The sequence below is a fragment of the Pseudomonas sp. UME65 genome (genome assembly GCF_014170225.1).
Lineage (GTDB): Bacteria > Pseudomonadota > Gammaproteobacteria > Pseudomonadales > Pseudomonadaceae > Aquipseudomonas > Aquipseudomonas protegens.
Map to the genome: position 1 here is coordinate 672,409 of NZ_LZZQ01000014.1, position 20,506 is coordinate 692,914.

Consider the following 20,506-nt stretch of genomic DNA (forward strand, 5'->3'; position numbering starts at 1 on the left):
CTGTTCGCCGGCAAGCCGGCTCCTACACGGCCCCGTAGGAGCCGGCTTGCCGGCCAAGGGTTTAGCGGTAACGCCGCGGGTCAGCCTCGATCAGGCTGGCCAGCTGGGTCAGGGCAAAGCGCAACTCGTCCTGGGTGGTGGGCGACATCAATACCACCCGCACACAACGGGAGCTGGCACCGCGTTCCACCTGGAACTGGCTGCCGCTCATCACCAGCACGCCATTGGCTCGGACCAGGGTGGCGAACTCATCGCCCGTCCAGGGCTCCGGCAAGGTCAGCCACAGGTGATAGCTGTGGGGCTGGGTCCGGATCTCCAGGCCGGCAAACACGTCCCGGGCAATCGCCTGGCGCGCTGCCGCTTCATTGCGCTGGGTCTGTACCAGCTTGCGGTCCAAGCCTTCGACAATCACATTGCTGGCCAATTGCGCGGTCAGCGGCGACGGCATCCACACGCTGCTACGGACCATGGAACTCAGCCGCGACAGCAGCTTTGGCGGGCTGTAGAGGTAACCCACGCGCAACGCCGGCATGATCGCCTTGGACAGGCTGGTGAGGTACACCGAACGCTGCGGCGCATAGCTCGCCAGCGGCTTGATCGACGGATCGGTGGCGAGAAAGCCGTAGATATCGTCGTCGATGATCAGGAAGTCGAACTCTTCGGCGATTGCCGCAATTTGCGCCCGACGCCTTGGCGACATGATCGCCGTGGTGGGGTTCTGGCAACTGGCGACGCACACCAGCAGCGCCGGTTTTTCTCGCAGGCACTGCTCGCGCAGGGCCTCGGGGAGTATTCCCTCTTCATCCATGGCCACGCCCCGCAGGCGCCGCTCCAGGCCGTGGGCCACGGAGATGATGCCCGGGTAGCAGAGCGACTCGCAAAGCACCAGGTCGCCGGCGTTGCTCAGGGCGCTGATGGCCACCATCAGCCCGTGCTGGGCACCGGAGGTAATGACCACCTGCTGCCAGTTGGCCTCGGGCAAGGAATGCCGCAACCACTGCGCCCCGGCCTCGCGATGAGCCGGGTGGCCTCCATCGGGGGCGTAGTCCAGCGCCCGGCCGAAGTCACTGCTGCGGGCCATGCCCACCAGGGCGCCACGCAACCAGTACTCCAGGGTTTCGCTGTAGGGCTTGATGATCGACAGGTCCAGGGCTTCGGCCTGCCCCAGGGACAGGGACGGAGCGCTGGAACCTTCGGGCAACACCAGCGGCGGCTGCGCCAGCACGTAAGTGCCGCGGCCGACTTCGCCCTGCACCAACCCACGCCGCTGAGCTTCGCTGTAGGCGCGGCTGATGGTGCCAGGGGTGACATTCAGGGTTACCGCCAGCTCGCGCAGGGTCGGCAAGCGGTCACCATCATTCAACAAACCGCTGCCGATATCCCGCGCCAGGGCGTCGGCGATGGACAGGTAGACCGGTTGATTGAACTCGCTTAACTGGGGAACCCACATGGAGGCTGATGACCATCGGCTGCGTTGAGGTGGACCGGAGCATATCACAGCCATGGATCGCCTCTTAACATCGACTCATTTGGAAAATTGATTCGATCTTCAAGCCAAACTGGCGACTCAAAACCGCTAAAAAGTTTTTATATTATCTATAAATTCTTATAAATCATTAACTTACCAACAAAACATAGCCAGCTTCGGTAGAGCCATCCCGAGAAACAATTGAATCGATTCAATTCATTGAAATACACTCAACCAACACCAACCCAATCGACTCAATCCCTCCCACCCATGCCCAGTCGAGATGCCATGCACAGTCTCAGCAAGGACCTGTCCCTCTCCGCCGTGATCGCCGGCCTGATCGCCGTGATCATTTCCTACGCCGGCCCCTTGATCATCGTGTTCCAGGCCGCCCGCGAAGCCCATCTGCCCAGCGACCAGGTGTCATCGTGGATCTGGGCCATCTCCATCGGCAGCGGCCTCACCGGCCTGCTGCTGAGCTGGCGCCTGAAAGTGCCAGTGATCACCGCCTGGTCCACCCCCGGCGCGGCGCTGCTGGTGTCGATGCTGCCCACGGTGTCGCTGCCCCAGGCCATCGGCGCCTACATCGTGGCCTCATTGCTCATCGCGCTGGTCGGGCTTTCCGGGGCCTTCGACAAGCTCATGAGCCGCCTGCCCAAGGCGATTGCCGCCGCCATGCTGGCGGGCATCCTGTTCCGCTTCGGCGCCGGCCTGTTCACTTCGGTCAGCCTGCAACCGGCCCTGGTGCTGGCGATGATCGCCGCCTACCTGCTGGGCAAGCGCCTGTCACCCCGCTACGCGATCCTCGCGGTGCTGCTGGTGGGCTGCGCGATGGCCGCAGGCCTGGGCGAACTCAATGGCGGTGCCATCACCCTGGCGGTGGCCCAGCCGATCTTCATCGCTCCCGAGTGGAGCTGGCACGCCATCATCAACATCGGCCTGCCCCTGGCCCTGGTCACCCTGACCGGGCAATACGTGCCGGGCATGGCGGTGATGCGCAGCGCCGGCTACAACACCCCGGCCCGCTCGATCATTTCCTGGACAGCCATCACCTCGGCACTGCTGGCGCCGTTCGGCTCCCACGGGATCAACCTGGCGGCCATCACCGCTGCCATCTGCACCGGCCGCGAAGCCCATGAAGACAAGGACAAGCGCTACATCGCCGGGATCGCCTGCGGCCTGTTCTACATCCTCATGGGGATTTTCGGCGCGACCCTGGCCTCGGTGTTCGCCGCCCTACCCAAGGAACTGATTGCGGCACTGGCCGGCCTGGCCCTGTTCGGCGCCATCAGCGCCGGGTTGAGCGGCGCCATGGCCGACGAAAAACAGCGTGAAGCGGCGCTGATCACCTTCCTGGTCACGGCATCGGGCATGAGCTTCCTGGGCCTGGCCGCCGCGTTCTGGGGGTTGATCTTCGGCCTGGTGGCGCACTTTGCTCTGAGCCACACCCGGCACAAACCCAGCCTCGCCCAGGCCAGCGCCCCACGCTGAGCAGAGCCCGGGCCGGGAACTGTTACCGATTGCGAAACTGTTCATGTCAATAAAAGCGCTTTCTCTCCCGGAGACGGCGCTTTATCCTTAGCCCCCTAATAAAGCTGAACCGTTTCATCTTTCCCTTTGAAATCAGTGGCCTGCCGTTCTCGATCAACCTGCATCGATGCTACGCGCCATGCCCTTGCTTCTGCCTATTCCTAGAAAAAGACCTTATCCGAATGCCTATGCCCACTTTTCAGCGTTTAAAAGACAGCGCTGTCCTGACTTCCGTCGCCCTGCCCAAGAGCCTGAGCCTACTCGGCGCCCTTGGATTTGCCGCCTGCGCCCAGGCCGCACCGGCCTTCGACAGTGACTCACCGTGGATGCTCGGCGACTGGAATGGCACCCGCACGGAACTGGCCAACAAAGGCTACGACTTCAAGATCGACTACGTCGGCGAGATGGGCGCCAACCTGCACGGTGGCTACGACCACGACCGCACCGCGCGCTACAGCGACCAGTTTGCCTTCGGCAGCCACCTGGACCTGCAGAAGATCCTCGGCTGGGACGACGCCGAATTCCAACTGACGGTGACCAAGCGCGACGGCGACAACATCAGCAACGACCGGATCAACGACCCGCGGGTCGGCGGCTTCACCTCGGCCCAGGAAGTCTGGGGCCGCGGCCAGACCTGGCGCCTGACGCAAATGTGGTACCAGCAGAAATTCTTCGACCAGAAGCTCGACATCAAGGCCGGCCGCTTCGGCCAGGGCGAAGACTTCAACAGCTTCCCCTGCGACTTCCAGAACCTGGCGTTCTGCGGCTCCCAGGTGGGTAACTGGGCCGGCAGCGTCTGGTACAACTGGCCGGTCAGCCAGTGGGCCCTGCGGGTCAAATACCACCTGAACGCCGAGCTCTACGCGCAGATCGGTGCCTATGAGCAGAACCCCTCGAACCTCGATCGCGACAACGGCTTCAAGCTCAGCGGCAGCGGCACCCAGGGCACACTGTTGCCAGTGGAACTGGTGTGGACACCCAAACTCAACGGCCTGGCCGGTGAGTACCGCGCCGGCTATTACTACAGCAGCGCCAAGGCCAGCGACGTCTACAAGGATGGCAATGGCCAGCCTGCAGCCCTGACCGGCGAGGCCTACCGCAGCAGCTCCAGCAAGCACGGCCTGTGGCTGGGCGCGCAACAGCAGGTCACCAGCCAGGCCAGCGACCACTCCCGCGGCCTGAGCCTGTTCGCCAACGTCACCGCCCACGACAAGAAGACCAACGCCATCGACAACTATGTCCAGGCGGGCCTGGTCTACAAGGGGCTGTTCGATGCCCGGGCCAAGGATGACATCGGCTTTGCCCTGGCCCGGGTCCATGTCAACCCGGCGTACCGCAAGAACGCCCAGGCCAGCAACCAGGCCCGGGCGCTCTACGACTACGACAACCCGAGCTACCTGCCGCCCCAGGACACCGAATACAGCGCCGAGCTGTACTACGGCGTGCACCTGGCCAACTGGCTGACCGTGCGCCCCAACCTGCAATACATCCGCCACCCCGGCGGCGTGAGCCGGGTGGACGACGCCCTGATCGGCGGGATCAAGATCCAGAGTTCGTTCTAAGGCCGACAGGCACACAACGACGCCATTCACAGTTTTCAGCTGAACCAAGCCCGCGCCTGATCGTCATCTACAGTGAACATGCGCGGGAACACTCTAAACGTCACGGAGAACCACACTATGAGCACTGAGGGTGCTTCAAGTCCGAGCCGCTTGCTGCCAAGCCTGCTCGGGATCTTGCTGCTGCTAATGGGCCTGGCCTTGCTGGCCGGGGGGATCAAGCTGAGCATGCTCGGCGGCTCGCTGTACTACGTTTTGGCCGGTATCGGCCTGACGTTGACCGGCCTCTTGCTGCTGGCCGGTAAACGCGCGGCGCTGGGCCTGTACGCCCTGGTACTGTTCGCCAGTACCGTCTGGTCGCTATGGGAAATCGGCCTGGACTGGTGGCAACTGGTGCCACGCCTGTCGCTGTGGTTCGCCCTCGGCGTGGTCCTGCTGCTGCCCTGGTTCCGTCGCCCGCTGCTGCGCGATGGCCCGGCCCCGCTGGGCACCGCTGCCCTGAGCGTGGCCGTGGTCCTGGCCGGTGGCGCCGCCATTGGCAGCCAGTTCACCAACCCCGGGGAAATCTCCGGTGACCTGGGCCGCGACACCGCGGACATGACCAGCACCGCGCCGGCCATCCCCGACGGTGAATGGCAGGCCTACGGCCGCACCGAGTTCGGCGATCGCTACTCGCCGCTGAAGCAGATCACCCCGGCCAACATCGGCAAGCTGCAGGAAGCCTGGCGCATCCGCACCGGCGACATGCCGACCGACAAGGACCCGGTGGAAATCACCAACCAGAACACCCCGCTGAAGGTCAACGGCAAGCTCTATGCCTGCACCGCCCACAGCAAAGTGCTGGCCCTGGACCCGGATACCGGCAAGGAAATCTGGCGCTTCGATCCGCAGATCCAGGGCCCCAACGGCGACGACTTCCGTGGCTGGGCACACATGACCTGCCGTGGCGTGTCGTACTACGACGAAGCCAACTTCAAGAACGCCGACGCCATCAGCCAGCCGGCCACCCTGTCCCCCGCGGGCCAGGCCATCGCCACCAGCTGCCCGCGTCGCCTGTTCCTGCCTACCGCCGATGCGCGCCTGATCGCCATCAACGCCGACACCGGCAAGGTCTGTGAAGACTTCGGCACCAAGGGCGCCGTGGACCTGAAGGCCGGTATCGGCCCATTCACCCCGGGCGGCTACTACTCCACCTCCCCGGCGGCCATCACCCGTAACCTGGTGATCATTGGCGGCCACGTGACCGACAACGAGTCGACCAACGAGCCGTCCGGCGTGATCCGCGCCTTCGACGTACACGACGGCCACCTGGTGTGGAACTGGGACTCGGGCAACCCGGACGAGACCACTCCGCTGCCGGAAGGCAAGACCTATACCCGCAACTCGCCGAACATGTGGTCCCTGGCCAGCGTCGACGAGAAACTGGGCATGGTCTACCTGCCACTGGGCAACCAGATGCCTGACCAGTGGGGCGGCAACCGCACCGCAGGCGCCGAGAAATTCAGCGCCGGCACCGTGGCCCTGGACATCGACACCGGCAAGCTGCGCTGGAACTACCAGTTCACCCACCACGACCTGTGGGACATGGACGTGGGCAGCCAGCCGACTCTGCTGGACATGAAGACCGCGGACGGCGTCAAGCCGGCGCTGATCCAGCCGACCAAGCAAGGCAGCCTGTACGTACTGGACCGTCGCGACGGCACCCCGATCGTGCCGATCCGTGAAGTACCGGCCCCGACCGGCGCAGTCGAAGGCGACCACACCGCACCGACCCAGGCCCGTTCGGACCTGAACCTGCTGCCGCCGCCACTGGACGAGAAAGCCATGTGGGGTGCCACGCCGTTCGACCAGATGCTGTGCCGCATCCAGTTCAAGGAACTGCGCTATGAAGGTCAGTACACCCCGCCATCGGTGCAGGGCAGCCTGATCTACCCGGGCAACGTCGGCGTGTTCAACTGGGGCAGCGTCTCGCTGGACCCGGTCCGTCAATTGCTGTTCACCAGCCCGAACTACATGGCCTTCGTTTCCAAGCTGGTGCCGCGTGCCGAAGTGGCCGCCGGGAGCAAGCGCGAAAGCGAGACCTCGGGCGTGCAACCCAACACCGGCGCGCCTTACGCGGTGATCATGCATCCGTTCATGTCGCCGCTCGGCGTACCTTGCCAGGCTCCGGCCTGGGGCTACGTGGCCGGTATCGACCTGACCACCAACAAGGTGGTGTGGAAGCACAAGAACGGCACCAGCCGTGACAGCTCGCCAATCCCGATCGGCCTGCCGATGGGCGTGCCGAGCATGGGCGGCTCCATGGTTACCGGTGGTGGCGTGGGCTTCCTCAGCGGCACCCTGGACCAGTACATCCGCGCCTATGACGTGAAGAACGGCAAGGAGCTGTGGAAGTCCCGCCTGCCAGCGGGTGGCCAGGCCACGCCGATGAGCTACACCGGGAAGGATGGCAAGCAGTACGTGCTGGTGGTCGTGGGCGGCCACGGCTCCCTGGGCACCAAGATGGGCGACTACATCATTGCCTACAAACTGTCGGAATAAGCTTTACCGGCAGGCATGAAAAAGGCGGCTACCTTCTGGTAGCCGCCTTTTTTGTGCCGTTCGCCCTCTGCGTAGGAGCTGGCTTGCCAGCGAAGACGCGGGCCCGGGCGCTGCATGGCTTGCGGGCCTCTTCGCCGGCAAGCCGGCTCCTACAAGGGGCTTGTCATTCCATCTTGCTCGACCGGCAGCCCTTCAAAGGACGGTCACCGAAAATTCCTACAACTCACGTCCCATCGCATCACCTTGCCCCTCAAGGGCTCTGCCCTTAAGGTCTGGGGGTCATTGAAAACTCAGTGACAGGGGTGTGGAAGCCCCCCATATCGTCAGGCGCGCAAAGCACCAGCAACTGCCTGACCTGTTTGTAGCCTGCACTTTGGACAAAGCCGTGGAGCAATACATGCCCCTCACCAGCAACGACTACAACATCCCCGCCCTGCTGGTGGACACCCAGGCCCCGCTGGACGCTCTCCACGAAGCCGCCGCACACCGCATCCGCGCGGCCACCCAGTTGCTGGAGAACATCGCCAGCCACGACAACCTGCAGAGCAACCCGGCTCTGCTCCAGGACTTCGCCCAGCTGTGCGTCATCCCCCTGCGCGATGGCTGCGACCTGCTGGACGTACTGGGCCGACGCCTGCAGGAACAACTGCTGACCTGACCCCGGCTCCAGGACCGGCGGCGCCTCGCCGGCCCTCTCAAGCGGCCCTGTTCGCCTGCCCAGCAGTCCCGTAATTGCAAAGCGACATTAGCCCATTTGTGCTAATCGACCCTCCCCCAACCCGGGGCTATAGTGCCGAGCAACCATCTGATCTCCCCACCGTTGCCAGCCTGCGGTGTCGGGAGCGGCTGCGCCGTTGAAAACACAACAACACCAAGGAAGATTCATCATGAAACTCCAGTCCAGCCTCCGCCCCGTTGCCCTGCTCAGCCTCCTGGCACTCGCCCTGGGCGGTTGCGCCATCGCCAAACCGAGCAACGACGACCTCAAGAACCGCGCCCAGATCACCCTTGGCAAGCCGGTTTCCACGGTTTCCAACGTGCGCAGCGACGCGTCCCAGACCTACTTCACCGCCAGCACCAGTGCCGGCGAATACAATTGCGTACTGCCCAGCGGCGGCATGGTCGCCTTCGCCACCATGGGTGGAGCGGTAGCGCTGCCGGCCGAGTGCAGCAAGCAATAAACCGCTAGCCCCTGGCCAACCAGGTTCGCCGCGACGGGCTGCACCGGTGTAGCAGCGGGACAGCGTCGGGCGAGCACCACTCCCTCCTGAAAAGGTCCTGAGTTGATGAAACCCCGTCTCTTCATGGTGACAGGCCTGGCCCTGCTCGCCTGTACCCTGATTGCCTGCGCGCCGCGCCAAGGGCGAACCCTGGACGAATACCCGCCAGTCAAGATTCCCACCGTGCAGTACCCCGACGAGCCCTTCGACACCCAGGCCGCGCGCGCCGCGCTGCAACCCGGCACCGCAACGCTCACCGGCAAGTTCTGTATCGTCGGCAATGACGGTATCGAAGACAGCCGCAACGTCGAGATCTATCTCTACCCGGCCACCCCGCACTTGCAGGCCTGGCACAAGTTGCGCGCGTCCCAACCCGAAGGCGCACCGGTGAGCATGGTCCCCGAGGCCCTGGCCGTGCACCGGGTGACCCGCACCGACGGCAACGGCATCTTCCAGTTCACGGGGCTGCAACCGGGCCGCTACTTCGTCCAGGGCCGCGATATGGTGTACGGCACCAGCCGCTGGAACGAGTACGTGGGCACCGGCCAGAGCAACACCAACTACGGGCCGGTGACCACCCACTACTACACCGAGCGCAGTTCGATCTCTTCGTACTCGGGCATGCTGGATGACTTCGTCGAACTGGCCAGCGGCGAGAACAAGAAGCTGACCATGACCAACTACCCCCTGCTTATCCCGTGCCGGACCTGGTAACTGCCTCTGGCGCCGCAGCCCTGTGGGCAGGCACCAGCGGCGCCTCGCGCAGGGCTCGCAAGGTGCTGCGCAGTTCCACCGGCCGCACCGGCTTGGACAGGATGGCGATGTTGCGGTCGTGCAGGGCGGCGTGGATTTTCTCGATGTCGTGCCCGGTGATGATCAGCGCCGGCACTTCCCAGCCCCGCTGCTGACGGATGCTGTCGATGCATTCGATACCCGAGGCCCGGGTGCCCAGGTCATAGTCGGCGACGATAATGTCGCAATCGGTCAGCAGGTTCTCCCCGCTCGATTCGGCCTGGACCACGCAGCCCCAGCGCTCCAGCAGCGCCGAAGTGGCCAGCAGCACGTTACGGTCATCCTCCACCAGACAGACCCGCAGCCCGGTCAGCAAGCCGCTCTGCAACGCCTCGTCACGACCGTGCAAACGCTGTGGCGCGGCCAGTGACAGGCCGTGCAGGCTGACCGTGGTGCCGTGGTCGACCCGCGAACGAATCGTCACCTGCAGGTCAGTCATCTGCCCCAGGCGCTTGACGATGGACAGGCCCAGGCCGACGCCTTCGACGTCCTTGTCCCGTACCTGGCGAACCCGGTAGAACTCATCGAAGATCTTCGGCAGATGCTCCTCGGCAATCCCCCGACCCTGGTCATAGATGACAATGGCCAGGCCTTGGCCACGCCGGCGCACGCCAATCAGCACCGGCCGTTCCGCGGCGTACTTGAAGCAGTTGGACAGCACGTTCTGCACCATGGTCGCCAACAGCCCCGGGTCGACCCGCACCCAATGGGCGCAGGGCCGCAGCCGCAGTTCGACACCGGCCCAGCGCGCCGCCTCGGAATTCTGGCGTACCAGGTCGCGCAGCAGTTCGCCCAGGTGGACGGTTTCGTACTTGGGCTGCACTCGCCCGTTGTCCAGGGTGTAGAGGTCGAGGATCGAGCGGAACAGCTGCGAGACGTTGAGCAGCGAACGATCGATGTTGTCCACCAGGCGCCGCTCATCCACCCCCAGGCTGGCTTCGCGCAGGCAGGCGGTGAACAGGCCGATGGAGTGGATCGGCTGGCGCAGGTCATGGCTGGCCTGGGCCAGGAAACGGGACTTTTCCAGGTTGGCGGCAATCGCCTCTTCCGAAGCAAGGCGGGTGCGCTTGAGCAGGATGTGGGCGTACACCGGGATCACCGTGCTGGTGATCATCAGCATCAGCACCATGTAGGGCTGGGCCTGCCAATAGGGGGTCAGCAGGTAGACCATGAACAGCGCGAACAGCGCCAGCACGGTGGCGATGGCCAGGTAGCGCGAGCCGAAACGCATGCCATTGCCCAGGTTGACCCAGACCATCACCGCATAGATCGGCAGCGCCCCCTCGCCGCCTACCACCAGGCCGTAACAGGTGCCGGTGTAGTCATAGACCATGCCCAGGATGCGCCGCGCCGGGTAGTGCCCGGGCCAACGGGCAATGGCCATGCGCAGCACGATCGAACCCAGCATGAACAGGGAAATGTAGATCATCACCGGCACGTAGGGATCCACATCCTGCCCCGGCAGGAAGCCGATCACGCCAAACCAGACCAGGGCGCATCCGGCCACGATAATCCGCAGGGTGGCCTGATCGAGTTCACTGTCTTTCTCAACTTTCATGCAATCACCTCCTTGTGCAATATGCGCTGCCGTGGTCTTTTGCCGTTCGGCAAACTGGCCCATCGGACACGACCAGCGGGCAGTTACAACGCCGTGCGCCAAGTTAGCATGCCCACAGGACTGGATGTTTCAAGGAGTTTCAAACATGACATGCCGGATTATCGTCGCCGACGACCACCCGTTGTTTCGCGAAGGCATGCTGCGCACCATCCAGCGCTTGCTGCCCGATGCCGTGCTCGAAGAGGCCGGCGACCTGGCTGCGGTAATGGCCCTGGCCGAGAGCGGCGAGGAGCCGGACTCGCTGATTCTCGACCTGCGCTTTCCCGGCCTGACCTCGGTCAGCATGATTGCCGGCCTGCGCCAGCAATTGCCGCGCACCTCGATCATCGTGGTGTCGATGGTCGACAACCAGGACCTGATCGCCGAAGTCATGGCCGCCGGGGCCGACGGTTTCATCGGCAAGAGCATCAGCCCGGACGAGATCGGCCAGGCGATTCAGGCCATCCGCGAAGGCGACGTGGTGGTCAAGTACGCGCCTTCCGGCCTGCTGCTGCCCCTGGACGCCTGCGCCGAAGTGAGCCAGCTGACCACCCGGCAACAGGAAGTCCTGCGCCTGATCGCCCAGGGCAAGACCAACAAGGAAATCGCCCGAGAGCTGGATATCTCGCCGTTCACCGTGCGCATCCACGTGTCTTCCCTGCTGCATACCCTCAAGGTGCCGTCACGCGCCGCGGCGGCGGTGAAGTTCGCCGGCACCTGGTAAACCGGGACAATCGGGGCCGCGCTATCGGGCGGCCTGCACCAGAATGCCAAGACACGGTTGGTCAGCGCGCGCCGTTAATGCTGGGAAGCCCTGCGCAAATGAGGCAGCATCGGTTCTGGCACGCCGGTATAAACGCCATGGCATTGGGCGGCACGCCAGGAACAGCGTGCTGGCGCGACCGCCCTCGCAGGAGAAAGACATCATGAGTACGGATAAGCGTGATGAGTTGTTTGAACGGTTACACCACTGGTTCGGTGACTCGGAAGCCGCCAACTGGAACGAATACACCACCGAGCAGGTGGCCAAGGGAGTCCTCCACGCCTTTACCCCGGCGCAATGGCAACGCCTCGGCGAAACCCTGCTGTCGCGCCCCGAGTACTGGCAGCACCGCTGCGCGGTGTCCCTGGGAGAGTTGCGCAGCCCGCCGGCCATCGAGCTACTGAAACGCCTGCTGGTGGATTCGCCCTACCTGGACGTAAGGGTCATGGCGATCTATGAACTGGACTGGTCGGAAGCGGCCATCGAGCCCCGCTATGCGCCCTGCATCCTGGAAATCATGGACAACCTCAGTGAGGAAGGCATAGAGCCGGAACTGCAAAGCCTGTTGACCAAGGCCGAGTCCGCCGCCCCCTGAGCGCGCCCCCTGGATGGCCCCTCGGCCATCCAGCTTTCAGCTCGACACCCGGGAGTTCACCAGCCAGCGCTCAAAGGCCTCGGTCGGCAACGGTCGGCTGATCAGATAGCCCTGCACCGTGTCGCAGCCCCAGCTTTCCAGCAATTTCAGGCAATGCTCATATTCCACGCCTTCGGCCACCACCTTGAGCCCCAGCTTGTGGCTCATTTCAATGGTGGAACGCACGATCACCGCATCGCCGCTGGTTTCATCCAGATTGCGGATGAACGACTGGTCGATCTTCAGTTCCTGCACCGGCAGGCGCTGCAACTGCGCCAGGGATGAATAGCCGGTACCGAAATCGTCCACCGACAGGCTGATGCCGCAGCCGCGCAAGCGTTGCAGCACGGCCAGGGCCTGCTCCGGGTCGCGCATGATGGCGCTCTCGGTGATCTCGAACACCAACTGTTCGGCTGCCACCTGATAGCCCTCAAGGTAATCGCTGACCCGTACCTCCAGGCCGTCGTCCTCCAGGTCGCTGGCCGAGATGTTCAGTGACAGGCGTACGGGCAGGGCCCGGCGGTTCCACTCCGCCAGCTGGCGGATACAGGCTTCGATGACCCAGGCGGTGAGGCTGTGCATACTGCCGGTGCGCTCGGCCAGGGGAATGAATTCCGCCGGCGAGACCACGCCGAACACCGGGTGCTGCCAGCGCAGCAGGGCTTCGGCCTGGTGCAGGTAGTCCCGGCGCAGATCGAGCTTGGGCTGGTACAACAGGAACAGCTCACCTTCGGCGGCCGCCCGGCGCAGGTCGCGGATCAGGCTGATCTGCCGCTGGTGAGCCAGGTCTCGGTCCTGCTGGTAGACCTGCAAGTAACCGGGCTTGAGCGAAGCATCATGGCGGGCGATGGCGGCGCGGCTGATCAGTTCCTCGGCGGACTTGCCGTCGGCGGGGTACACCGCCATCCCCATGCAGATCTGCCGGCGCACCTCATCGCCCTGGATCAGTTGCGGCCGGCTGAGCAGGTCATGCAGCCGGTCAGCCATGGCCATGGCCCCGTCCAGTTCGGTGTTCTCCAGCAGCAGGAGGAATTCACTGGCGGTGATCCGGGCCGCCGTATCGCCCTGGGACAATACTTCCCGCAGGCGCCGGCTGAGCTCGCCCATCATCTGGTCCAGGCCTTCTGTGCCAAAGCCTTCGTTGATCGCCCGATAGTTGTCGATGCCCAGGTAGAGCAGCACCACATTGCGCCGGGCGGCAATGGCCTTGGTCAGGCGTTCGATGGCCAGGGCCCGGTTCGGCAGCCCGGTCAGCGGATCATGCAGAGCGTTGTGGGCCAGTTGCCGTTCGCGGGTGGCAATGGCGCTCTGCATGGCGTTGAAGGCATCTGCCAGCACCCCGAACTCGTCGCTGCGCTTGATGGTTACCGGGGCCTGATAGTTACCGGCACCGATGCGTCTTGCCGCCTGGGCCAGGTCTTCCAGGGGCCGCGATACCCGCCGCGCCATCAGCAGGGCGCAGACCAGGGAGACCACCAGCGCCACCATGGCGATCCACATGAACTCCCGGTCCAGCGGGGCAAAGGCCTGCAACGCCTGCTCCAGGGGGCTTTGCAGCAAGGCCATGACCCGCGGATCGCCGGCATCCCCGGTATTGGCCAGTTGCAAGGCCTGGTTGAGGAAACGCTGGCCATGGGTCTCGCTCAACTGCGGCAGGGATTGCCACAGGGAGTCGGCCAGGACATTGATGATGGGCGACCAGAAGAACTCCGGCTGGGTGCTGAACAGCTCGCCGGGATGCTGACCATCGACCGTCAGAAACGACACTTCCAGGTTGCTCATGGAGCGCAGTTCCTGGGCAAACAGCTCATCCATGGGAAAGCCCATCACTACCCGGGCGATGGGTAGCGACTCCAGCACTTCCCCCTGGACCAGCAGATAGGGCCGGCCCTTGATTGCGACGAAGAGCATGTGGGTGTTGTGCCGCATGGCCCGGCGCAGGGCCTGGTCGTAGGGAAAGTGCTGGTCCCGGGCGATCACCGGCAGGGTGCTGGCGATGACCCGGCCCTCGGGGCTGAGCACGAACATCTCGCTGGAACGGATGCCGCCGCTATGCTGGGCCAGGGCGGCAAGGATATCCACCGGCTTGCCGCTGAGCACCGCCCGGCGAAACTCGGAATCCACCACCAGCCAGTCGACACCGTACTGCAGGTTGCGACCGCGCAAGTCCAGCAGCCGTTCGAATACCCGGGTGCCGATCTTCAGTTGCAATTGCGCCTGGCGCTCCACCGCTTGGGTAGTGGCGGTCTTGACCGCGAAATACACCGCGGCAATCAATACCAACAGCAATAGCGCCAGCACCCCGACAATCCTTGCCTGAAAGGTTCGGCGCCACTTCATAAGGCTGCTCTCAGTCGCTCCAAGTCCCCGGCGGGCCTTGAAAAGGCCAACGCGGATAACCCCTGCCGGAAGCTGAAAAATCCCTTCTTCATACCCATCCCTCTGAGAAGCTGAATGCGCGCGTCAAATAAATGCCAGCTTCATTCCGGCATTCCGGGCAATCAGATTAATCCTCAAATTACACAAGATCACGCAATAAAACAGGTGACATCGCAGTCATTTTATTGACAACCCATGTCAAACAGCCCCTTCAAGTGAGCTTGAATCCCTTCGCAAAAACCCCCAGGCATGCAGCAAGAACAGCCTAGACCGCGGCTATGCAACGCTTCTCTGCCAGGGCAAGGGGCGATGCAGCGACATTTCCCAGCGCTTCGGAAAAACGCTGAAACCAGTCCCCCATTGAAACCCGCGGCGACCTGCCCCATCTAAGCTGCATAGTCCATCGCGCAGGAGCCTCCATGAGCGACCAGCAAGAATTTCCCGAAGATCCACGTGACTACGTCGATCCGGAAAACACCGAACACCAGGCTGCCCATGGCACCGGCCTGGCCCTGCCCGGACAGAATCTGCCGGACAAGGTCTACATCATCCCGATTCACAATCGTCCCTTCTTTCCTGCGCAAGTATTGCCGGTCATCGTCAATGAAGAGCCCTGGGCCGAAACCCTGGAACTGGTGAGCAAATCCGAGCATCACTCCCTTGCCCTGTTTTTCATGGACACCCCGCAGGAGGACCCGCGGCACTTCGATACCTCCGCGCTGCCGGAGTACGGCACCCTGGTCAAGGTCCATCACGCCAGCCGTGAAAACGGCAAGCTGCAGTTCGTTGCCCAGGGCCTGACCCGGGTGCGCATCCGCACCTGGCTCAAACACCATCGTCCGCCCTACCTGGTGGAGGTCGAGTACCCCCATCAGCCCAGCGAGCCCACCGACGAGGTCAAGGCCTACGGCATGGCGCTGATCAATGCGATCAAGGAGTTGCTGCCGCTCAACCCGCTGTACAGCGAAGAGCTGAAGAACTACCTCAACCGCTTCAGCCCCAACGATCCGTCGCCCCTGACCGACTTCGCCGCCGCCCTGACCTCCGCCACCGGCAACGAACTGCAGGAAGTGCTGGACTGCGTGCCCATGCTCAAGCGCATGGAAAAAGTCCTGCCGATGCTGCGCAAGGAAGTCGAAGTGGCGCGCCTGCAGAAAGAGATTTCCGCCGAGGTCAACCGCAAGATCGGCGAGCACCAGCGCGAGTTCTTCCTCAAGGAGCAGCTCAAGGTGATCCAGCAGGAGCTGGGGTTGACCAAGGATGACCGCAGCGCCGACCTGGAGCAGTTCGAACAGCGCCTGACTGGCAAAGTGCTGCCGCCCCAGGCGCAGAAACGCATCGACGAGGAAATGAACAAGCTGTCGATCCTGGAGACCGGCTCGCCGGAATATGCGGTTACCCGCAACTACCTGGAATGGGCCACGGCCGTGCCCTGGGGTGTCTTCGGCGACGACAAGCTCGACCTCAAGCACGCGCGCAAGGTGCTGGACAAGCACCACGCCGGGCTCGACGACATCAAGAACCGTATCCTCGAATTCCTCGCGGTGGGCGCCTACAAGGGCGAGATCAGCGGCTCCATCGTGCTGCTGGTAGGCCCACCCGGTGTCGGCAAGACCAGCGTCGGCAAATCCATCGCCGAATCCCTGGGGCGGCCGTTCTACCGCTTCAGCGTCGGCGGCATGCGTGATGAAGCCGAGATCAAGGGCCACCGCCGCACCTACATCGGCGCCCAGCCGGGCAAGCTGGTGCAGGCCCTCAAGGAAGTGGAGGTGATGAACCCGGTGATCATGCTCGACGAGATCGACAAGATGGGCCAGAGCTACCAGGGCGACCCGGCCTCGGCCCTCCTGGAGACCCTGGACCCGGAGCAGAACGTCGACTTCCTCGATCATTACCTGGACCTGCGCATGGACCTGTCCAAGGTCCTGTTCGTGTGCACTGCCAACACCCTGGATTCGATTCCCGGCCCGCTGCTGGACCGTATGGAAGTGATTCGCCTGTCCGGCTACATCACCGAAGAAAAACTGGCCATCGCCAAACGCCACCTGTGGCCCAAGCAGCTGGAAAAGGCCGGTGTCGCCAAGACCAGCCTGAGCATCAGCGACGGCGCCCTGCGCACGGTGATCGATGGCTACGCCCGGGAAGCCGGGGTGCGCCAGCTGGAGAAACAACTGGGCAAGCTGGTACGCAAGGCCGTGGTCAAGCTGCTGGACGAGCCGGACGCCACGATCAAGATCGCGCCCAAGGACCTGGAGGCTTCCCTGGGCATGCCGGTGTTCCGTAACGAGCAGGTCCTGAGCGGCACCGGGGTCATCACCGGCCTGGCCTGGACCAGCATGGGCGGCGCCACCCTGCCTATCGAGGCCACGCGCATTCACACCCACAACCGCGGCTTCAAGCTCACCGGGCAACTGGGGGATGTGATGAAGGAATCGGCGGAGATCGCCTACAGCTACGTCAGCTCGCACCTCAAGCAATTCGGCGGCGACAGCAAGTTCTTCGACGAAGCCTTCGTCCACCTGCACGTTCCCGAAGGCGCCACCCCCAAGGACGGCCCCAGTGCCGGGGTGACCATGGCCAGCGCCCTGCTGTCCCTGGCGCGCAACCAGCCGCCGAAGAAAGGCGTGGCCATGACCGGCGAGCTGACCCTCACCGGCCACGTGCTGCCCATTGGCGGGGTGCGCGAGAAAGTCATCGCCGCGCGGCGCCAGAAGATCCACGAGCTGATCCTGCCGGAGCCCAACCGCGGGCATTTCGAAGAACTGCCGGACTACCTCAAGGAAGGCATCACCGTGCATTTTGCCAAGCGTTTTGCCGACGTGGCCAAAGTGCTGTTCTAACCCCTTTCGCCGCAAGCCGGCTCCTGCAGGGCCCCCCTCGCAGGAGCCGGCTTGCCGGCGAACAGGCCATAACCGCCAACCTTTATTCCCCTCCCCACACCGCCCATCATCTTCAGTTATGCTCGCCGTTCGTCATGAATGATCGGAGCTTCCTGACCCATGCCCACACCCCGCCTTCTTGCCCTGCTCAGCCTCGCCCTGCTGACCGCTTGCGCCAGCCAGCCCAAGCAGAACGTCACCGTTGAAAACCAGAGTGAATGCCCGCTGCAACTGCACAATGGGCAGAACCTGATCCTCACCCTGCCAAGCAACCCCACCACCGGTTATCGCTGGGCGATCCAGGATTCGGCCGGCGGCATCCTGCGCAAGGTCAGCCCCGAGGTCTACAGCAACCCCGAAGACACCGGTCTGGTGGGCAGTGGCGGGCAGTCGACCTGGCGTTTCCAGGCCTTCGCCAGCGGCCAGGGCCGGCTGCTGCTGACCTACCAGCAACCCTGGGCACCGGAAGAGGCCCCGGTGAAGGCCTTCGACTGCTCGATCACGGTGAACTGACATGGGCTGGCTGATACTGGCGCTGATGGGCGCCGCGACCTTCCTCTACGGCGTCAGCGTGCATGCCACCCTGCTCTGCCTGCTGGTCAAGCCACTGCCGGTGCTGGCCCTGCTGGGCTGGCTGCACGATGCACCGCCCGGGGACTACCGGCGCTGGATCATCATCGGCCTGCTGTTCTCGGTGCTGGGGGATGTCCTGCTGGCCTGGCCCACGGACCTGTTCGTGTTCGGTCTCGGAGCCTTCCTGGTGGCGCACCTGGCCTACCTCAAGGCTTATCTCAGCGACTGCCGGCGCCCGGCGCTGCTGCCCTTGCTGGTGGCACTGGCCATTGGCGCGGTGCTGTTGAGCATCCTGATCTCCCACGGCCTGGGGCCGTTGCTGGTGCCGGTGATCGTCTACGCCCTGACCATCAGCGCCATGCTCTGGCGCGCCCTGGCACGCCTCGGCTCAGCGGTGCCCACGCGGTCCGCGGTACTGGCAGCGCTGGGCGCCCTGAGCTTTGCCTTCTCCGACAGCCTGATCGGCATCAGCCGCTTCGTGCTGGCCTTCGACGCCGCGCCCTACCTGATCATCATTTTCTACTGGCTGGGCCAGTGGGGCATTGCCGCTTCGGCGTTCAGCCAGAAGCCGCGCTGAGCCGCCTGCGCCGGCAGGCCGGTCCCTACTCTCCGTAGGAGCCGGCTTGCCGGCGAAAGGCCCCCACCTTGCGTCGCCCTTGCGCCCCTGAAGGCCCTGCGGGCCTTATCGCAGCCTGCGGCAGCGGCTACAATGCCGCCCTCTTTTTATCTCCATCGCCGGAACCGCCGTGAGCAAAGAACCCGACCGCCTTTTCGCCCAGCCACTGGCCCAGGTGCCCGACTTCGCCTTCAACGAGGATGTGGTGCGGGTGTTCCCGGACATGATCAAGCGCTCGGTGCCGGGTTACCCGACCATTGTCGAGAACCTCGGGGTGCTGGCGGCGCAGTTCGCCCAGCCCAACAGCGTGCTCTACGACCTGGGCTCTTCCCTGGGGGCAGTGACCCAGGCCCTGCGCCGCCATGTGCGCACGGATGGCTGCCGGGTCATCGCGGTGGACAACTCCGCAGCCATGGTCGAACGGTGCCGGGAATACCTCAACGGCCAGGACTCGATGTTCCAGGAGCTGCTGCCGGTGCAGGTGATCGAGGGCGATATCCTGGCCCTGGAATTCCAGCCGGCCTCGGTGGTGGCCCTGAACTTCACCCTGCAGTTCATCGCCCCCGAGCAGCGTCTGGCCCTGCTGGGGCGCATCCGCCAGTCACTGCTGCCCGGTGGCGCGCTGATCCTCTCGGAGAAGCTGCGCTTCAACGATGACCAGGAACACGCCCTGCTCACCGACCTGCACATCGCCTTCAAGCGCGCCAACGGCTACAGCGAACTGGAAATCGCCCAGAAGCGCAGTGCCATCGAAAACGTCATGAAGCCCGACAGCCTCGAAGAACACCGCGAACGCCTGCTGGCTGCCGGGTTCTCGAAAGTGGTGCCGTGGTTCCAATGCCTTAACTTTGCCTCGTTGATTGCCCTGCCATGATTGATCTGTCCCCCCTCGCTCGCCGTCTGGCGGGTACGCCCCTGGCCACCTGGGCCAACGGGCTGCAAGCCCAGCTCGACGCCAAGATGGAAAAAGGCCATGGCGACCTGGAGCGCTGGCAAAGCGCCCTGGATGCATTGCCGAAGATCCAGCCCAGCGAAATCGACCTGATCAATGGCCTGCGCCTGGACACCGACTGCGACGACGCCACTCGGGCGCAGATGCGCACCGCACTGATGGGCCTGTCGCCGTGGCGCAAGGGCCCGTTCGACCTGTTCGGCGTGCACGTGGACACCGAATGGCGTTCGGACTGGAAGTGGTCGCGGGTCGCTCCGCACCTGGACCTTGAGGGCAAGCGCATCCTCGATGTCGGCTGCGGCAATGGCTACTACATGTGGCGCATGCTTGGCGCCGGCGCCCACAGCGTGATCGGCGTCGACCCCAACTGGCTGTTCTTCTGCCAGTTTCAGGCGGTGCAGCGTTACTTGTCGGAGCCTTCGGTGTGGCACCTGCCCTTCCCCTTCGAAGACCTGCCGGCCAACCTGGAAGGCTTCGACACGGTGTTTTCCATGGGGGTGTTCTACCACCGCCGTTCGCCCATCGAGCACCTGCTGGCGCTCAAGGACTGCCTGGTCAAGGGCGGTGAACTGGTGTTGGAAACCCTGGTGGTGGAAGGCGACCAGCATCAGGTGCTGGTACCGGAAGACCGCTACGCGCAGATGCGCAACGTATGGTTCCTGCCGTCCGTACCGGCCCTGGAACTGTGGCTGCGGCGCGCCGGGTTCAGCGACGTGCGGTGCGTGGATGTCAGCGTGACCAGCGTCGAGGAGCAGCGCGGCACCGAGTGGATGAAGTACCAGTCCCTGCGCGACTTCCTCGATCCCAACGACCACAGCAAGACCATCGAAGGCCTGCCGGCGCCGATGCGTGCGGTGATAGTCGCCAAGAAATAACCCGCCTTCCCCCGCAGGAGCTGGCCGGGCGGCGTTCCGCTTGCCAGCGAAGGCGCCCGCCAGAGCGGCGCAAGGCTCAAGGGCCTCTTCGCCGGCAAGCCGGCTCCTACGGTTTTGTGTAGGCCGCG

General features: G+C 64.1%; 16 protein-coding genes. 13 read left to right on the forward strand and 3 right to left on the reverse strand.

All coding sequences use genetic code 11. From position 1 onward, the window contains the following. Window positions 1-61: 61 nt before the first annotated feature. Window positions 62-1,450 (reverse strand): PLP-dependent aminotransferase family protein, encoded by a 1,389-nt coding sequence (locus tag A9971_RS23245; RefSeq protein ID WP_183000042.1) that lies wholly within the window; start codon window positions 1,448-1,450, stop codon window positions 62-64. Between the two features lie 306 nt (window positions 1,451-1,756). On the opposite strand from A9971_RS23245, the gene A9971_RS23250 reads away from it, so the two are divergent. The 6 genes from A9971_RS23250 to A9971_RS23275 all read left to right on the forward strand — a co-directional run bounded on the left by A9971_RS23250 (window position 1,757) and on the right by A9971_RS23275 (window position 9,032). Further along, window positions 1,757-2,959, forward strand: coding sequence for a benzoate/H(+) symporter BenE family transporter (locus tag A9971_RS23250; RefSeq protein ID WP_053153559.1), 1,203 nt, complete (start codon window positions 1,757-1,759; stop codon window positions 2,957-2,959). A gap of 227 nt (window positions 2,960-3,186) precedes the next feature. Beyond that, window positions 3,187-4,560: a carbohydrate porin gene (locus tag A9971_RS23255; protein WP_011063168.1), complete on the forward strand. Its 1,374-nt coding sequence runs from the start codon at window positions 3,187-3,189 to the stop codon at window positions 4,558-4,560. A gap of 117 nt (window positions 4,561-4,677) precedes the next feature. After that, window positions 4,678-7,098 (forward strand): glucose/quinate/shikimate family membrane-bound PQQ-dependent dehydrogenase, encoded by a 2,421-nt coding sequence (locus A9971_RS23260; RefSeq protein ID WP_015636854.1) that lies wholly within the window; start codon window positions 4,678-4,680, stop codon window positions 7,096-7,098. 397 nt (window positions 7,099-7,495) lie between these two features. Continuing rightward, a complete protein-coding gene (locus A9971_RS23265; protein ID WP_015636855.1) occupies window positions 7,496-7,756 on the forward strand; it encodes a hypothetical protein in 261 nt (86 codons plus the stop codon). 229 nt (window positions 7,757-7,985) lie between these two features. Continuing rightward, the gene (locus A9971_RS23270; protein WP_015636856.1) at window positions 7,986-8,279 is read left to right on the forward strand and encodes a hypothetical protein; all 294 of its coding nucleotides are present in this window, start codon (window positions 7,986-7,988) and stop codon (window positions 8,277-8,279) included. Between the two features lie 105 nt (window positions 8,280-8,384). Then, complete coding sequence (locus tag A9971_RS23275) at window positions 8,385-9,032, forward strand: carboxypeptidase-like regulatory domain-containing protein (protein WP_015636857.1); 648 nt, start codon at window positions 8,385-8,387, stop codon at window positions 9,030-9,032. Here the strand turns inward: A9971_RS23275 and A9971_RS23280 are convergent. Next, window positions 9,010-10,668: a hybrid sensor histidine kinase/response regulator gene (locus A9971_RS23280; RefSeq protein ID WP_015636858.1), complete on the reverse strand. Its 1,659-nt coding sequence runs from the start codon at window positions 10,666-10,668 to the stop codon at window positions 9,010-9,012. The two genes, A9971_RS23275 and A9971_RS23280, sit on opposite strands and share 23 nt — an antisense overlap. A gap of 145 nt (window positions 10,669-10,813) precedes the next feature. Here A9971_RS23280 and A9971_RS23285 point away from each other — a divergent pair, with 145 nt between their 5' ends. Both A9971_RS23285 and A9971_RS23290 read left to right on the forward strand, forming a co-directional pair. Next, window positions 10,814-11,431 carry a response regulator transcription factor gene (locus A9971_RS23285; RefSeq protein ID WP_015636859.1) on the forward strand — a complete coding sequence of 206 codons (618 nt, stop codon included), beginning with the start codon at window positions 10,814-10,816 and terminating at the stop codon, window positions 11,429-11,431. Window positions 11,432-11,633: 202 nt separating this feature from the next. After that, window positions 11,634-12,065, forward strand: coding sequence for a hypothetical protein (locus A9971_RS23290; RefSeq protein ID WP_011063174.1), 432 nt, complete (start codon window positions 11,634-11,636; stop codon window positions 12,063-12,065). A 36-nt stretch (window positions 12,066-12,101) separates the two neighbouring features. Here A9971_RS23290 and A9971_RS23295 read toward each other — a convergent pair whose 3' ends face one another. Beyond that, the gene (locus tag A9971_RS23295; protein ID WP_015636861.1) at window positions 12,102-14,444 is read right to left on the reverse strand and encodes a bifunctional diguanylate cyclase/phosphodiesterase; all 2,343 of its coding nucleotides are present in this window, start codon (window positions 14,442-14,444) and stop codon (window positions 12,102-12,104) included. 458 nt (window positions 14,445-14,902) lie between these two features. On the opposite strand from A9971_RS23295, the gene lon reads away from it, so the two are divergent. The 5 genes from lon to cmoB all read left to right on the forward strand — a co-directional run bounded on the left by lon (window position 14,903) and on the right by cmoB (window position 20,378). Then, entirely contained in the window at window positions 14,903-17,323 is a 2,421-nt protein-coding gene (gene lon / locus A9971_RS23300; RefSeq protein WP_077934714.1) for an endopeptidase La, read from the forward strand. A 159-nt stretch (window positions 17,324-17,482) separates the two neighbouring features. After that, window positions 17,483-17,875, forward strand: a complete 393-nt coding sequence (locus tag A9971_RS23305) for a protease inhibitor I42 family protein (RefSeq protein ID WP_011063177.1) — start codon at window positions 17,483-17,485, stop codon at window positions 17,873-17,875. Window position 17,876: 1 nt separating this feature from the next. Further along, window positions 17,877-18,512, forward strand: coding sequence for a lysoplasmalogenase (locus A9971_RS23310; protein WP_011063178.1), 636 nt, complete (start codon window positions 17,877-17,879; stop codon window positions 18,510-18,512). Window positions 18,513-18,681: 169 nt separating this feature from the next. Next, window positions 18,682-19,425 (forward strand): carboxy-S-adenosyl-L-methionine synthase CmoA, encoded by a 744-nt coding sequence (cmoA, locus tag A9971_RS23315; protein WP_011063179.1) that lies wholly within the window; start codon window positions 18,682-18,684, stop codon window positions 19,423-19,425. Beyond that, window positions 19,422-20,378, forward strand: a complete 957-nt coding sequence (gene cmoB, locus A9971_RS23320) for a tRNA 5-methoxyuridine(34)/uridine 5-oxyacetic acid(34) synthase CmoB (protein ID WP_053153568.1) — start codon at window positions 19,422-19,424, stop codon at window positions 20,376-20,378. Before cmoA ends, cmoB begins: the two co-directional genes overlap by 4 nt. The last annotated feature ends 128 nt before the right edge of the window (window positions 20,379-20,506 follow it).

Coding starts and splice junctions, on each gene's coding strand:
- A9971_RS23245 (WP_183000042.1), bottom strand. CDS start 1,450: ATGTGGGTTCCCCAGTTAAGCGAGTTCAATCAACCGGTCTACCTGTCC.
- A9971_RS23250 (WP_053153559.1), top strand. CDS start 1,757: ATGCACAGTCTCAGCAAGGACCTGTCCCTCTCCGCCGTGATCGCCGGC.
- A9971_RS23255 (WP_011063168.1), top strand. CDS start 3,187: ATGCCCACTTTTCAGCGTTTAAAAGACAGCGCTGTCCTGACTTCCGTC.
- A9971_RS23260 (WP_015636854.1), top strand. CDS start 4,678: ATGAGCACTGAGGGTGCTTCAAGTCCGAGCCGCTTGCTGCCAAGCCTG.
- A9971_RS23265 (WP_015636855.1), top strand. CDS start 7,496: ATGCCCCTCACCAGCAACGACTACAACATCCCCGCCCTGCTGGTGGAC.
- A9971_RS23270 (WP_015636856.1), top strand. CDS start 7,986: ATGAAACTCCAGTCCAGCCTCCGCCCCGTTGCCCTGCTCAGCCTCCTG.
- A9971_RS23275 (WP_015636857.1), top strand. CDS start 8,385: ATGAAACCCCGTCTCTTCATGGTGACAGGCCTGGCCCTGCTCGCCTGT.
- A9971_RS23280 (WP_015636858.1), bottom strand. CDS start 10,668: ATGAAAGTTGAGAAAGACAGTGAACTCGATCAGGCCACCCTGCGGATT.
- A9971_RS23285 (WP_015636859.1), top strand. CDS start 10,814: ATGACATGCCGGATTATCGTCGCCGACGACCACCCGTTGTTTCGCGAA.
- A9971_RS23290 (WP_011063174.1), top strand. CDS start 11,634: ATGAGTACGGATAAGCGTGATGAGTTGTTTGAACGGTTACACCACTGG.
- A9971_RS23295 (WP_015636861.1), bottom strand. CDS start 14,444: ATGAAGTGGCGCCGAACCTTTCAGGCAAGGATTGTCGGGGTGCTGGCG.
- lon (WP_077934714.1), top strand. CDS start 14,903: ATGAGCGACCAGCAAGAATTTCCCGAAGATCCACGTGACTACGTCGAT.
- A9971_RS23305 (WP_011063177.1), top strand. CDS start 17,483: ATGCCCACACCCCGCCTTCTTGCCCTGCTCAGCCTCGCCCTGCTGACC.
- A9971_RS23310 (WP_011063178.1), top strand. CDS start 17,877: ATGGGCTGGCTGATACTGGCGCTGATGGGCGCCGCGACCTTCCTCTAC.
- cmoB (WP_053153568.1), top strand. CDS start 19,422: ATGATTGATCTGTCCCCCCTCGCTCGCCGTCTGGCGGGTACGCCCCTG.